This window comes from Pseudomonas sp. MRSN 12121, from assembly GCF_000931465.1.
GTDB lineage: Bacteria > Pseudomonadota > Gammaproteobacteria > Pseudomonadales > Pseudomonadaceae > Aquipseudomonas.
In genome coordinates this window covers 2,269,559-2,283,154 of the sequence record NZ_CP010892.1, presented here as the reverse complement: position 1 = coordinate 2,283,154, position 13,596 = coordinate 2,269,559, and the positions used below count along the sequence as shown (strand labels likewise).

Here is a 13,596-nt window from a genome sequence, read left to right as displayed (position 1 = left end):
ACAACTGATCAGTGCTGAGATCTGATCGATTCAAGGCCGGTGTGGCCAGGCCTTGAACTGTAAATTGGTGGAGCTAGACGGGATCGAACCGTCGACCTCTTGCATGCCATGCAAGCGCTCTCCCAGCTGAGCTATAGCCCCGGATTTTTCGCCTCGCGGCGGAGCGACATCTTGCAACATCGCTTCTGTGAAACTGGCGTCCCCTAGGGGACTCGAACCCCTGTTACCGCCGTGAAAGGGCGGTGTCCTAGGCCACTAGACGAAGGGGACGCAAACCCTTCTATACAACTGATCAGAGCTGAGACCTGATCGATTCAAGGCCGGTGTGGCCAGGCCTTGAACTGTAAATTGGTGGAGCTAGACGGGATCGAACCGTCGACCTCTTGCATGCCATGCAAGCGCTCTCCCAGCTGAGCTATAGCCCCTCATCGTTGATGTCATCGCTGAGGACGGGGCGAATCTTAAGGGCGTATCGGAAAGCTGTCAAATTTTTTTTCAGCTTTTTTTAAAAAAATTTGTCGGCATAACAATCACTTACCGCCCTCCCCCGTAAATCCGGGGCTTTTGCGGACCGTCGGGCCCTGCGCCAACGGCCGCAATCTCACTGCTGTCCAGGTCCGCGGGAGCCGGCAAAGCGGCTCCCGCGAATCGGCGCGCGGAATCAGGCGATCGCGCCCAGCAGCTTTTCCCACTCCTTGTTTTCTTTCTTCGACACGCCGCCGAGCAGGTCGATGGCCTGGCGCAGGCGGAAGCGGGTCAGGTCCGGCCCCAGAATCTCCATGGCGTCGAGCACCGAAACCGAGCTGGCCTGGCCGGTGATCGCGGCGAACATCAGCGGCATGGCGTCACGCAGCTTCAATTGCAACGATTCGACTACCGCCTGGATGGTCGCGGTGATGCTGTCCTTCTCCCACTGCCGCAGGCTTTCCAGCTTCCACAGGATCAGTTGCATCAACTGCCGCACCTGATCGCCCGACAGCTTCTTCGACTCGAACAGCTTGGCATCCGGGGTGACGCCACCGGCAAAGAAGAAACCGGCCAGCGGTGCGATCTGGCTGAAGGTTTCCACCCGGCCCTGCACGTGCGGCGCAATCTTCATCAGGTATTCGGGGTTCAGCGCCCAGGTCTGCACACGCCGGGCGAACTCCTCCACCGGCAGATCGCGCAGCCACTGGCCGTTGAGCCAGGACAGCTTCTCGATATCGAAGATCGGCCCACCCAGGGAGACGCGCGACAGGTCGAAATTTTCGACCATTTCCTGCAGCGAGAACTTCTCGCGCTCGTCCGGCATCGACCAGCCCATGCGTCCCAGGTAGTTGAGCATGGCTTCCGGCATGAAGCCCATGCGCTCGTAGAAGGTCACGGACGTCGGGTTCTTGCGCTTGGACAGCTTGCTCTTGTCCGGGTTGCGCAGCAGCGGCATGTAGCACAGCTGCGGCTGTTCCCAACCGAAATACTCATAGAGCAGGATCAGTTTCGGCGCCGAAGGCAGCCACTCCTCGCCCCGCAGGACGTGGGTGATGCCCATCAGGTGGTCGTCGACCACGTTGGCCAGGAAGTAGGTCGGCAGGCCGTCGGTCTTCATCAGCACCTGCATGTCCATGCGATCCCACGGGATCTCGACATCGCCACGCAGCATGTCCGGCACCACGCAGACGCCTTCGCTCGGCACCTTCATGCGGATCACGTGCGGCTCGCCTGCGGCCAGGCGGCGCGCCACTTCTTCCTTGGACAGCAGCAGCGCGCGGCCGTCGTAGCGCGGGGTCTCGCCACGGGCCATCTGCTCGGCGCGCATCTGGTCCAGTTCTTCGGCGGTGCAGAAGCACGGGAAGGCGTGCCCCATGTCGACCAGTTGCTGGGTGTACTGCTTGTAGATCTCGCTACGCTCGCTCTGCCGGTAAGGGCCGTGCGGGCCACCCACGTCCGGGCCTTCGCTCCAGTTGATGCCCAGCCAGCGCAAGGCGTCGAAAATCTGCTGCTCGGACTCACGGGTCGAACGCAGTTGATCGGTGTCTTCGATGCGCAGGATGAACTCACCGCCATGCTGCTTGGCGAAGCAGTAGTTGAACAGGGCGATGTAAGCGGTACCTACGTGGGGATCCCCGGTAGGCGATGGCGCGATGCGCGTGCGGACGGTGGTCATGGCATGTCTCGGAAAGAATATGAAAAGCGAAGATCAAACAAGAGGCGAATGGTAACAGGCGATGCCGGCCCCGCTCCAGTAAGCAGGGCATTTAAGCCAAGGTTGAGGCTATGGGAGCCTCTCGGGCCGCCGAGCCGTCGATTCTCCACGGGTGGCATTTACCACCGGTCGGGCGTATGCCAGATTCTCCTGGCGAAAAATTTCCTTACATTTACCTGACCACAGCCTGCCCGCCTCATGCCAGCTCAACTCAAGCGTCGCCTGTTTATCTTCCTGTTCCTGGTCCTGCTGATCGTCCTGGGCTTCCTGGCGCAGTGGTTTTTCCACGGACGTTTTTATGAAAGCACCGATAACGCCTATGTCCAGGGTGAGATCACCCGGGTCTCCAGTCAGCTCGGCGCGCGTATCGACGAGGTGCTGGTGCAGGACAACCAGCACGTCGAAAAAGGCCAGTTGCTGGTCCGCCTCGAAGGCGATGATTTCCATCTCGCCGTGGAACGGGCCAAGGCTGCCCTCGCGACCCGCGAAGCCGAGCGCCTGCAGGCCCAGAGCAAGCTCACGCAGCAGGCCAGCCTGATCGCCGCCGGCGAGGCCCAGGTGGCTTCCAGCCAGGCCAGCCTCGGGCGTTCGCAGATCGACCTGTCCCGCGCGCAAACCCTGCGCAAGCCGGGTTATGTCTCCGAGGAGCGGGTCACGACCCTGTCCGCCGACAACCATATCGCCCGCTCGCAGGTGGCCAAGGCCCAGGCCGACCTGCAAGGCCAGCGCCAGCAGGTCAATGCCCTGAACGCCGAGATCAAGCGCCTCGACGCGCTGATCGCCAATGCCCGCACCGAGCTGGCCCAGGCCGAGCTGAACCTGACCCGCAGTGAAATCCACGCGCCGATCAGTGGCCTGATCGGTCAGCGCGCCGCGCGTAACGGCCAGTATGTGCAGGCCGGCGCCTATCTGCTGTCGATCGTGCCGGACCAGGACATCTGGGTGCAGGCCAACTTCAAGGAAACCCAGATCGGCCATATGCAGCCGGGCCAGACCGCCGAGCTGCGCTTCGACGCCTATGGCGATACGCCCATCGAAGGCCGCGTCGACAGCCTGTTCGCCGCCTCGGGCGCGCAGTTCAGCCTGCTGCCGCCGGATAACGCCACCGGCAACTTCACCAAGGTGGTGCAGCGTATCCCGGTGAAGCTGACCTTCGCCGCCGACAACCCGCTGCAGGGCAAGATTCGTCCGGGCATGTCCGTGACCGTCAAAGTGAACATCCGGCCCTTGAACCAAGAGCCACCAGCCGATGGCCGGTGACCAGTTGTTGCGCCCGGTCGGCGAACCGACCCGGCGCGACTGGATCGCCGTGATGAGCGTGATGCTCGGCGCTTTCATGGCCGTGCTGGACATCCAGATCACCAACTCCTCGCTCAAGGACATCCAGGGCGCCCTCTCGGCCACCCTCGAGGAAGGCTCGTGGATCTCCACCTCCTACCTGGTGGCCGAGATCATCATGATCCCCCTCACCGCCTGGCTGGTGCAGTTGCTGTCGGCGCGGCGCCTGGCGGTCTGGGTCTCGGCCGGGTTCCTGATCGCCTCGCTGCTCTGCTCCATGGCCTGGAGCCTGGAAAGCATGATCGTGTTCCGTGCCCTGCAGGGTTTTACCGGCGGCGCGCTGATCCCGCTGGCGTTCACCCTGACCCTGATCAAGCTGCCCGAGCACCATCGCGCCAAAGGCATGGCCATGTTCGCCATGACCGCCACCTTCGCCCCGTCCATCGGCCCGACCCTGGGTGGCTGGCTCACGGAGAACTGGGGCTGGGAATACATCTTCTACATCAATATCCCGCCCGGCCTGATCATGATCGCCGGCCTGCTCTACGGCCTGGAGAAGAAGCAAGCCCATTGGGAACTGCTGAAAAGCACCGACTACGCCGGCATCCTCACCCTGGGCATCGGCCTGGGCTGCCTGCAGGTGTTTCTCGAAGAAGGCCATCGCAAGGACTGGCTGGAGTCGAGCCTGATCGTCAGCCTCGGCAGCGTCGCCCTGCTGAGCCTGATCACCTTCGTCATCATCCAGGTGTCCAGGTCCAATCCACTGATCAACCTCGGCATCCTGCGCAACCGCAATTTCGGCCTGTCGAGCATTTCCAGCCTGGGCATGGGCGTCGGGCTGTATGGCTCCATCTATCTGCTGCCGCTGTACCTGGCGCAGATCCAGAATTACAACGCCCTGCAGATCGGTGAAGTGATCATGTGGATGGGGGTGCCGCAGTTGTTCCTGATTCCGCTGGTGCCCAAGCTGATGCAGTTCATCTCGCCCAAATGGCTATGCACCCTGGGCTTCGGCCTGTTCGGCCTGGCCAGTTTTTCTTCGGGAGTGCTCAACCCGGACTTCGCCGGGCCGCAGTTCAACCAGATCCAGATCATTCGCGCCCTGGGGCAACCGCTGATCATGGTCACCATCTCGCTGATCGCCACCGCCTATATCCTGCCCCAGGACGCCGGCTCGGCCTCGAGCCTGTTCAACATCCTGCGCAACCTCGGCGGCGCCATCGGCATCGCCCTGCTGGCGACGCTGCTGGATGCCCGGACCAAGGTCTACTTCGATTACCTGCGCGAATCGGTGGTGCCCAGCAACCCGCAAGTGGCTGAACGCATCGCGGCCCTGACCGAGAAGTTCGGCAGCGACACCGCCGCCCTCGGCAAGCTCAGCGAGATCACCCACCAGCAGGCGCTGATCATGGCCTACAACGATGCCTTTCATTGGGTCGGCATCGCGCTGGGCATCAGCATGCTGGCGATTCTGCTGACCAAGGCGCTGCCGGCCGGGCTCAAGGCGGGCGAAGCGCACTAGATGGCACAGCGGCCATCGGCTAACACAGCGCGTGTAGCCGCTGCCGAGCCTGGGCGAGGCTGCGATCGACCGCGTAGCGGGCGCCAAACCAGGCGACCGTGTAGGTCAGGTGCACCGCGTCGTTAGGGTTTACGGGGCTACGCCCCGATCGCAGCCTCGCCCCGGCTCGGCAGCGGCTACGCGACAGAGGTTCGGACGTAGGAGCGCCCCGCCAGGTTCAGACCGTCAGCAAACGCTCGCGCAGCTTGGCGATCTCGTCGCGGGTCTGCGCCGCGGCTTCGAACTCCAGGTCGCGGGCCAACTGGTACATTTTTTCTTCCAGTTGGCGAATGCGCTTGGCGATCTCGCTGGGCGAGCGCAATTCGTTTTCGTAGCGGGCGTTTTCCTCGGCGGCCTTGGCCATGCCTTTGCGCTTCTTGCTCCGCGAGCCCGGAACGGTGGCGCCTTCCATGATGTCGGTGATGTCCTTGACCACACCCTTGGGGGTGATGCCGTTGGCCAGGTTGAAGGCAATCTGCTTTTCGCGCCGACGCTCGGTCTCGCCGATCGCCCGCTCCATGGAGCCGGTGATGCGGTCGGCGTACAGAATCGCCCGGCCGTTGAGGTTACGCGCGGCACGCCCGATGGTCTGGATCAACGAACGCTCGGAGCGCAGGAAACCTTCCTTGTCCGCATCGAGAATCGCCACCAGCGACACTTCCGGCATGTCCAGGCCTTCGCGCAGCAGGTTGATCCCCACCAGCACATCGAAGGTGCCCAGGCGCAGGTCGCGGATGATCTCGACCCGCTCCACGGTGTCGATGTCCGAGTGCAGGTAACGCACCCGCACGCCGTGGTCGCCCAGGTAATCGGTCAGGTCCTCGGCCATGCGCTTGGTCAGGGTGGTCACCAGCACCCGCTCTTCCTGGGCCACGCGCTTGGTGATTTCCGACAGCAGGTCGTCGACCTGGGTCAGCGCCGGACGCACCTCCACCTGCGGGTCGACCAGACCGGTAGGCCGCACCACCTGCTCGACCACACGGCCGGCATGTTCGGCCTCATAGTTGCCGGGCGTGGCCGAGACGAAGATGGTCTGCGGGCTGACCCCTTCCCATTCGTCGAAGCGCATCGGCCGGTTGTCCAGCGCCGAAGGCAGGCGGAAACCGTGTTCCACCAGGGTCTCCTTGCGCGAACGGTCGCCTTTGTACATGGCGCCGACCTGCGGCACGCTGACGTGGGATTCGTCGATCACCAGCAAGGCATCCGCCGGCAGGTAGTCGTAGAGGGTTGGCGGCGCCGCCCCGGCGGGACGCCCGGACAGGTAGCGCGAGTAGTTCTCGATGCCGTTGCAGTATCCCAGCTCGAGGATCATCTCCAGGTCGAAACGGGTGCGCTGCTCTAGGCGCTGGGCTTCCACCAGCTTATTGTTGCTGCGCAAGTATTCCAGGCGCTCCTGCAACTCGACCTTGATCCCCTCGATGGCGTCCAGCAGGGTTTCCCGCGGCGTCACGTAGTGGCTCTTGGGGTAGAAGGTGAAGCGCGGCAGCTTGCGAATGACTTCGCCGGTCAGCGGGTCGAAGGCGGAAATGCTTTCCACCTCGTCGTCGAACAGCTCGATGCGGATCGCCTCCAGGTCGGATTCCGCCGGATAGATATCGATCACGTCGCCGCGCACACGGAAGGTGGCCCGGGCGAAATCCATGTCGTTGCGGGTGTATTGCAGGTCGGCGAGACGGCGCAGCAAGGCACGCTGGTCGAGCTTGTCGCCGCGATCGACGTGCAACACCATCTTCAGATAGGTTTCCGGGCTGCCCAGGCCGTAGATGCAGGACACCGTGGTGACGATGATCGCGTCCTTGCGCTCCAGCAGCGCCTTGGTCGCCGACAGGCGCATCTGCTCGATATGGTCGTTGATCGAGGCGTCCTTCTCGATAAAGGTGTCGGAGGACGGCACATAGGCCTCTGGCTGGTAGTAGTCGTAGTAGGAAACGAAGTACTCCACCGCGTTGTTCGGGAAGAATGCCTTGAATTCGCCATACAGCTGCGCGGCCAGGGTCTTGTTCGGCGCCAGCACCAGGGTCGGTCGCTGCACTTGCTGGATGACGTTGGCGATGCTGAAGGTCTTGCCCGAACCGGTCACACCGAGCAGCGTCTGGTGCGCCAGGCCGGCCTCGATGCCTTCGACCATCAGGCGAATGGCCTCCGGCTGGTCGCCGGCAGGCTGGAAGCGGGTGACTAGCTGGAATTCAGACATAACCTACCTCTGGGTTCACTGCCGTGCGACACCGTCGCAACAGGAACGGGAAAGACCGCGGACGACGGATGCCGCCGGGAAAAATACTGGATTGTGCGAGATGTGGAGGCAAATTCCGCCGCTTTCAAGGTAAAGGTCCTATGCCCCTCTACGCCTTTGACGTTGCAATAAGACTAACGGTCGAAAAATAAACCGAAAAACTTGCCGGAAAAGCCCTTTCAGCTGTCGCTCCGCACAGTGATGGCCTCTATACTAGCTCCCCGTTTGTGCACCGCTCTAGTGCATTCGGCTGGAGCGTGACACGTCCCCCCACACTCCATTCAGAGCCGCCGTAAAAATGAGCCTGTTCTCCGCTGTCGAAATGGCACCACGCGATCCAATCCTGGGCCTCAACGAAGCATTCAACGCCGACACCCGTACCAACAAGGTCAACCTTGGGGTGGGCGTGTACTGCAACGAGGAGGGACGCATTCCACTCCTGCGCGCCGTTGTCGAAGCCGAGACGATTCGCGCCGCTCAACACGCCTCCCGTGGCTACCTGCCGATCGACGGTATCGCCGCCTACGACCAGGCCGTGCAAAAGCTGCTGTTCGGCAACGACTCGCCGCTGCTGACCGCCGGTCGCGTGGTGACCACCCAGGCCGTCGGCGGTACCGGCGCACTGAAGATCGGTGCCGACTTCCTCAAGCAACTGCTGCCCGACGCTGTCGTGGCCATCAGCGATCCAAGCTGGGAAAACCATCGTGCGCTGTTCGAAACCGCGGGCTTCCCGGTGCAGAACTACCGCTACTACGATGCCGCCACCCACGACGTGAACCGCGCCGGCCTGCTGGAAGACCTGAATGCGCTGCCAGCCCGCTCGATCGTGGTCCTGCACGCGTGCTGCCACAACCCGACCGGTGTCGACCTGAGCCCTGAAGACTGGAACAACGTGCTGCAGGTGATCAAGGCGAAAAACCTCGTGCCGTTCCTCGACATGGCCTACCAGGGGTTTGGCGACGGTATCGCCGAAGACGCCGCCGCGGTGCGCCTGTTCGCCGAATCGGGCCTGACCTTCTTCGTCTCCAGCTCGTTCTCCAAATCGTTCTCGCTGTACGGCGAGCGCGTGGGCGCCCTGTCGATCGTCAGCGAATCGAAAGAAGAAAGCGCCCGCGTGCTGTCGCAGGTCAAGCGCGTGATCCGCACCAACTACTCCAACCCGCCGACCCACGGTGCAAGCATCGTCGCCGCCGTGCTCAACAGCCCGGAACTGCGCGCCCAGTGGGAAGCCGAACTGGCCGAGATGCGCCTGCGCATCCGCGGCATGCGCCTGCAGATGGTCGACCTGCTGGCCAAGGGCGCGCCGCAGCGCGACTTCAGCTTCGTGGCCCGTCAGCGCGGCATGTTCTCCTACTCCGGCCTGAGCGTCGAACAAGTGACGCGCCTGCGCAACGAGTTCGGGATCTACGCCCTGGACACCGGCCGCATCTGCGTGGCCGCGCTGAACCAGAGCAACATCGACGTCGTGACCAAGGCCATCATCCAGGTGATCTAAGCCGCACGCAGTCAATGCAAAGGGGAAGCCTGCGGGCTTCCCCTTTTTTGTGCGCCTTCGAGTGCAATGTCGGGCCGGCTTTATCGCGAGCTCGCTCCTACACTGAATGGCGTGCCCTTCTTCCCTGACGAGAACCGCCCATGAGACACGACGACCTGCGAGCCGACCGCGACGAACTCGATCATTTCCCCCGCCCGCAGAAACGCGAAAAGAACCTGGTCCTGCAAATCGCCCTGGGGGTATTTCTCGGCGGCCTGGCGCTGTGGCTGGTGCAACTGGCCGCCACCTCGCTGGCGGCGAAATTCATGCTGGGCACCTTTACCTTCGGCGGCTGACCCTTCTCGACAGGCCCCAGGGATGGGGGCGGCGAACAGGTCAAAGAGCCCGCGCTGAGGCAAAATTGCTGCCCATGCTTGACTTCTCCTTTTTAATCAGTAAGATACGGCGCATTCCGCGATAGCTCAGTTGGTAGAGCAAGTGACTGTTAATCACTGGGTCCCTGGTTCGAGTCCAGGTCGTGGAGCCAGACAAGGTTCCAGAGAAAGCTTGCAAAATCTCTGATACCCCCCCAAAAACCCGCCTTCTGGCGGGTTTTTTCGTTTTCGCGTTGCGCCGGATTCGAACCGCCTCAAGGCGCAGCCTGGGCGGGCTCGGGCCTGATCTTGAACCAGAGGGCGTACATCGCGGGCAGGAACACCAGGGTCAATACGGTGCCGGCAAACGTACCGCCAATCAGGGTGTAGGCCAGCGTCCCCCAGAACACCGAATGGGTCAGTGGAATGAACGCCAGCATTGCCGCCAACGCGGTGAGGATCACGGGTCGCGCGCGCTGCACAGTGGCTTCGACCACGGCGTTGTAAGGCGACAGGCCGGCTTGCTTGTTGGCGTGAATCTGGCCGATGAGGATCAGCGTGTTGCGCATCAGGATCCCGGACAAGGCAATCAACCCCACCAAGGCATTGATCCCGAACGGCTGCTGGAACAGCAGAAGAATCGGCACCACGCCAATCAGGCCCAGGGGCGCGGTGGCGAACACCATCATCATTGCCGACATCGAGCGCACCTGGATGACGATGGTCAGCAACATCAGCGCGATCATGATCGGGAACAACGGCAGCAATGCCTTGTTCGCCTTACCCGACTCCTCGATCGCGCCGGCGACCTCGATGCGGTAGCCCCTCGGCAGCGTTTCGATGATGGGCTGCAACTGCGCCGTCAAGGCATTGGAGACATCGGGGGGTTGCAGACCTTCGGCCACGTCACCGCGCACGGTGATGGTCGGCGTCCGATCACGACGCCGCAGGATAGGCTCCTCCATGCGCACATCCACCGCCCCGACCTGGGACAGCGACACGCGCTGGCCCTGGGCACCGGTCAGGGTGAAGGCGGCGATTTTCGATGGATCCAGACGCGTCTCCCCCGCGGAACGCGCCACCACCTGAACCGCACGAATGTCTTCCCGCACTTCGGTGACCGGCACCCCCGTCAGCAGGAATTGCAACTGTTGCGCGACATCCGTCGAGGTCAGGCCGAATGCTTGCAGGCGATCCTGGTCCAGCGTGAGATGAAGCGCCGGCGTGCGCTCGCCCAGGTCGGTGTTGACGGTCCTCATCATGGGGCTGGCAGCCATGACCGTGCGCACCTGCGCGGCGATATTGCGCAGCACCGCGAGGTCGGCGCCCATCACCCGAAAAGCCACGGGATAGGGCGAGTAAGGACCAAACACCAACTGCGCCACTCGCACCCGGGCTTCAGGCGCCAGGCCATCGGCCACGACTTGCCTGAGGCGGAGCTTGAGCGCCTCGCGCTCTTGCTGATTCGCGGTCAGGACGACGATTTTGGCGAAAGACGGATCGGGCAGTTCAGGGGCCATCGCCAAGTAGAAGCGCGGCGCCCCCTGGCCAATGTAAGCGGTGACGATCTGGGCCTCCGGCTGCTGAGCCAGCCACGCCTCGACCTTGGCCGCCGCTGCGTCAGTCTGCTCGATAGACGTGCCGTAAGGCATCTGCACCTCGACCAGCACCTCAGGCCGGTCGGACGTTGGGAAAAACTGCTTGTTGACCACGCCCATGCCCAGAATCGCCACAACGAACAAGCCCACGACGGAGGTCGCCACCAGGCCTTTGCGGCGGATCACATGGCCCAGCAGATGCCGGAAACGCTGGTAGTTCGGTGTGCCATAAATCGCCGCATGGCCGCCTTCCGGCACCTCGATCCGCGGCAGCAGCTTGACGCCCAGGTAAGGGGTAAACGCCACGGCCACCACCCAGGAAGCGATCAGCGCAATGCCGACGATCCAGAACATGTTGGCGGTGTACTCACCGGCGGTCGACTTGGCAAAACCGTTGGGCATGAAACCAATCGCCGTCACCAGCGTGCCCGACAACATCGGCGCGGCCGTGTGGCTCCAGGCGTAAGCGGAGGCCTTGATCCGGTCGTAGCCCTCCTCCATCTTCACCACCATCATTTCAATGGCGATGATTGCGTCGTCCACCAGCAGCCCCAGCGCCAGAATCAACGAGCCCAGGGTAATGCGATCGAAGTCCTTGCCCGTGGCCGCCATGACAATGAACACGGCGGCCAGGGTCAGCGGTACCGCCGCGGCGACCACAACGCCGACACGCCAGCCCATGCTGAGAAAACACACCAGCAGCACCACGCCCAGGGCGGCAAAGAACTTCACCATGAACTCGTTGACGGATGCGCCGATATTCACCGCCTGATCCGTGACCTTGGTCAGGCTCATGCCCAAAGGCATCTGTTCGTTGATCGCTGTCGCCTCGACCTCCAGCGACTTCCCCAGATCCAGGCCGTTCCAGCCGTCGCGCATGACCACGCCGAGCAACAATGCCGGCTCGCCATTGTTGCGTACCAGGAACGTCGCAGGGTCCTCATGACCTCGCTTGACCTCGGCCACATCGGACAACTTGAGGGTCCTGCCCTGCACCGTCAGAGGGGTGTCACGAATCTTCTGCAAGTCGTCGAACGCGCCGTCCAGGCGAACGAAAACCTGCGGCCCCCTGGCTTCGACCGAGCCGGCCGGCGTTATCAGGTTCTGCGCGCTCAACGCGCTGAAGATGTCTCGCGCGGAGATGCCCAGCGTCGCCAGGCGCTCGTAGGACAGCTCGACAAAAATACGCTCGGCCTGTTCGCCGATGATGTTGACCTTCTTCACACCCGCCACATGCAACAGGCGCTGGCGCAAGCTCTCGGCTTCGCGCACCAACAGACGCTGCGGCTCGCCCCTGGCCTTGAGCGCATAGAGCGCGAAGGTGACATCGGCATACTCATCGTTGACCATCGGGCCGATCACCCCGGACGGCAGCCCCTTCTGCTCATCCAGGATTTTCTTGCGCGCCTGGTAAAACTCTTCCTGGACGGCCGAGGGTGGCGTGCTATCGAGCAGATAAACCGTGGTGAATGCCAGGCCGGGCCGGGTAAAGGTCTCGGTCCTGTCGTACCAGCGCAATTCCTGCATGCGCTTTTCCAGCTTTTCGACCACCTGGTCCTGCATCTCCTGGGCCGTCGCCCCAGGCCACGCGGTGACCACCGTCATTTGCTTGATGGTGAAGGCGGGATCCTCCGCCCGCCCCAGCTTGAAGAAGGCGTACAGACCGCCCACAGAAATCAGCAGGATCAAAAACAGGGTGATGGAACGCTCGCGCACGGCCAACGCCGACAGATTGAAGCCGCTCATCGACTCACCTCAACCACCGTTTTTGGCGTGGCATCGGCCCCTTCGGTCCTGACCCTCTCTCCTTCATTCAATAGATGCGCGCCCAAGGCGACGACACGCTCGCCCACCCGCAGATCGCCCGTCACGCGCACGCTGGCCTCGTCGTTCAGGCCGCGAACCGTGATCGGGCGCCATGCCACCTGCTCCGGCTCTCCCCCCACCACCCAGACACCCGGGCCTTTACCCGCGTCGTAGAGGGCCCCCATGGGCACCTGCAATTCCTGGGCAGCGGCCCCCTCCGGGTCGGCGATAACCACGGATATCGTCGAACCCAGGGTGGCGCCGGAGAGCGCCCCCTCCAGCACATAACGGGCTTCGAACGTGCGGGTCTGCCGGTCCGCGGAGTCGGACAGCTGACGCAACCGTGCGCTGCCTGCGCGCTGGTTCTGCCCGTAGAGCTCGACCGTCGCCACCGAGCCCAGCGCAGGACGCAGGGTCTCGGGTAACTGGATCACCGCCTCGCGCTGCCCCGAATGGGCAACGCTGACCACCACCTGCCCGGCACCGACCACCTGCCCCGGCTCCGCCAAGGTGTCCACCACTACCCCGTCCGCATCCGCCAGCAACGTCGAATAACCGGTCGCGTTCTTCGCCACATCGGCCTGGGCCCGGGCAGCGTTCAGCTGGGCTTTCGCCGAATCGGCCGCCGCCTTGATCCCTGCGTAAGCCGAGGCAGAGACCGCACCGACGGCCACCAGATCACGGTAGCGCAGCTCATCCTCGGAGGCCTGGCGGGCGCGGGCCATAGCGGCCAGCACCGCTTCCTGCTGCGCCCTCGCGTTCAGCATCAGGTCGTTGGCATCGATGCGCATAAGTGGCTGCCCACGCTTGACGCTCTGCCCAACGTCCACCAGGCGCTCCAGGACTTTCCCCGGCACCCGGAACCCCAGATCGCTCTGCACCCGGGCCGCGACGATACCGGTGAATACCCGCGTCGCAGACGCGGAAGGCTGGACCACGCCGACGCGCACCAAGGGCACTTGAAGGCGAGGATCGTCAGGCGTGGCCTCGCTGCAGGCCGCCAGGGCAAGCGGCAACACGGCAATGAAAAGAAGTGGCAGGCGGTGGCACTGGATCATAAAGACCTCTCGGTAGCGGATGCATCATGCTT

8 protein-coding genes and 4 tRNA genes are annotated in these 13,596 nt (G+C 63.2%); 5 read left to right on the top strand and 7 right to left on the bottom strand.

The features are described from left to right. Window positions 1-65: 65 nt before the first annotated feature. The 4 genes from TO66_RS10450 to gltX form a co-directional block, all read right to left on the bottom strand. Window positions 66-141, bottom strand: a tRNA-Ala gene (locus TO66_RS10450). 53 nt (window positions 142-194) lie between these two features. Further along, window positions 195-270 (bottom strand) — tRNA-Glu (locus TO66_RS10445). A 79-nt stretch (window positions 271-349) separates the two neighbouring features. Continuing rightward, a tRNA-Ala gene (locus TO66_RS10440) sits at window positions 350-425 on the bottom strand. 236 nt (window positions 426-661) lie between these two features. After that, on the bottom strand, window positions 662-2,143 hold the full coding sequence (gltX, locus tag TO66_RS10435; RefSeq protein WP_044462258.1) for a glutamate--tRNA ligase: 1,482 nt from the start codon (window positions 2,141-2,143) through the stop codon (window positions 662-664). A 237-nt stretch (window positions 2,144-2,380) separates the two neighbouring features. Here gltX and TO66_RS10430 point away from each other — a divergent pair, with 237 nt between their 5' ends. Together TO66_RS10430 and TO66_RS10425 are read left to right on the top strand one after the other, a co-directional pair. Next, entirely contained in the window at window positions 2,381-3,442 is a 1,062-nt protein-coding gene (locus TO66_RS10430) for an HlyD family secretion protein (RefSeq protein WP_044462257.1), read from the top strand. Window positions 3,443-3,491: 49 nt separating this feature from the next. After that, complete coding sequence (locus TO66_RS10425) at window positions 3,492-4,982, top strand: MDR family MFS transporter (RefSeq protein ID WP_177330431.1); 1,491 nt, start codon at window positions 3,492-3,494, stop codon at window positions 4,980-4,982. A gap of 217 nt (window positions 4,983-5,199) precedes the next feature. Here the strand turns inward: TO66_RS10425 and uvrB are convergent, their stop codons facing one another. After that, complete coding sequence (uvrB, locus tag TO66_RS10420) at window positions 5,200-7,215, bottom strand: excinuclease ABC subunit UvrB (RefSeq protein WP_044462255.1); 2,016 nt, start codon at window positions 7,213-7,215, stop codon at window positions 5,200-5,202. 337 nt (window positions 7,216-7,552) lie between these two features. Here uvrB and TO66_RS10415 point away from each other — a divergent pair, with 337 nt between their 5' ends. From TO66_RS10415 to TO66_RS10405, 3 genes are all read left to right on the top strand, one after another. Beyond that, entirely contained in the window at window positions 7,553-8,749 is a 1,197-nt protein-coding gene (locus tag TO66_RS10415) for an amino acid aminotransferase (protein ID WP_044462254.1), read from the top strand. 140 nt (window positions 8,750-8,889) lie between these two features. After that, on the top strand, window positions 8,890-9,084 hold the full coding sequence (locus TO66_RS10410; protein ID WP_009048087.1) for a hypothetical protein: 195 nt from the start codon (window positions 8,890-8,892) through the stop codon (window positions 9,082-9,084). 115 nt (window positions 9,085-9,199) lie between these two features. Further along, window positions 9,200-9,275, top strand: a tRNA-Asn gene (locus TO66_RS10405). A 102-nt stretch (window positions 9,276-9,377) separates the two neighbouring features. Here the strand turns inward: TO66_RS10405 and TO66_RS10400 are convergent. Both TO66_RS10400 and TO66_RS10395 read right to left on the bottom strand, forming a co-directional pair. Further along, the gene (locus TO66_RS10400; protein ID WP_044462253.1) at window positions 9,378-12,446 is read right to left on the bottom strand and encodes an efflux RND transporter permease subunit; all 3,069 of its coding nucleotides are present in this window, start codon (window positions 12,444-12,446) and stop codon (window positions 9,378-9,380) included. Beyond that, on the bottom strand, window positions 12,443-13,564 hold the full coding sequence (locus TO66_RS10395) for an efflux RND transporter periplasmic adaptor subunit (protein WP_044462252.1): 1,122 nt from the start codon (window positions 13,562-13,564) through the stop codon (window positions 12,443-12,445). The genes TO66_RS10400 and TO66_RS10395 overlap by 4 nt, the downstream gene beginning before the upstream one ends. Window positions 13,565-13,596: the final 32 nt, after the last annotated feature.

Coding starts and splice junctions, on each gene's coding strand:
- gltX (WP_044462258.1), bottom strand. CDS start 2,143: ATGACCACCGTCCGCACGCGCATCGCGCCATCGCCTACCGGGGATCCC.
- TO66_RS10430 (WP_044462257.1), top strand. CDS start 2,381: ATGCCAGCTCAACTCAAGCGTCGCCTGTTTATCTTCCTGTTCCTGGTC.
- uvrB (WP_044462255.1), bottom strand. CDS start 7,215: ATGTCTGAATTCCAGCTAGTCACCCGCTTCCAGCCTGCCGGCGACCAG.
- TO66_RS10415 (WP_044462254.1), top strand. CDS start 7,553: ATGAGCCTGTTCTCCGCTGTCGAAATGGCACCACGCGATCCAATCCTG.
- TO66_RS10410 (WP_009048087.1), top strand. CDS start 8,890: ATGAGACACGACGACCTGCGAGCCGACCGCGACGAACTCGATCATTTC.
- TO66_RS10400 (WP_044462253.1), bottom strand. CDS start 12,446: ATGAGCGGCTTCAATCTGTCGGCGTTGGCCGTGCGCGAGCGTTCCATC.
- TO66_RS10395 (WP_044462252.1), bottom strand. CDS start 13,564: ATGATCCAGTGCCACCGCCTGCCACTTCTTTTCATTGCCGTGTTGCCG.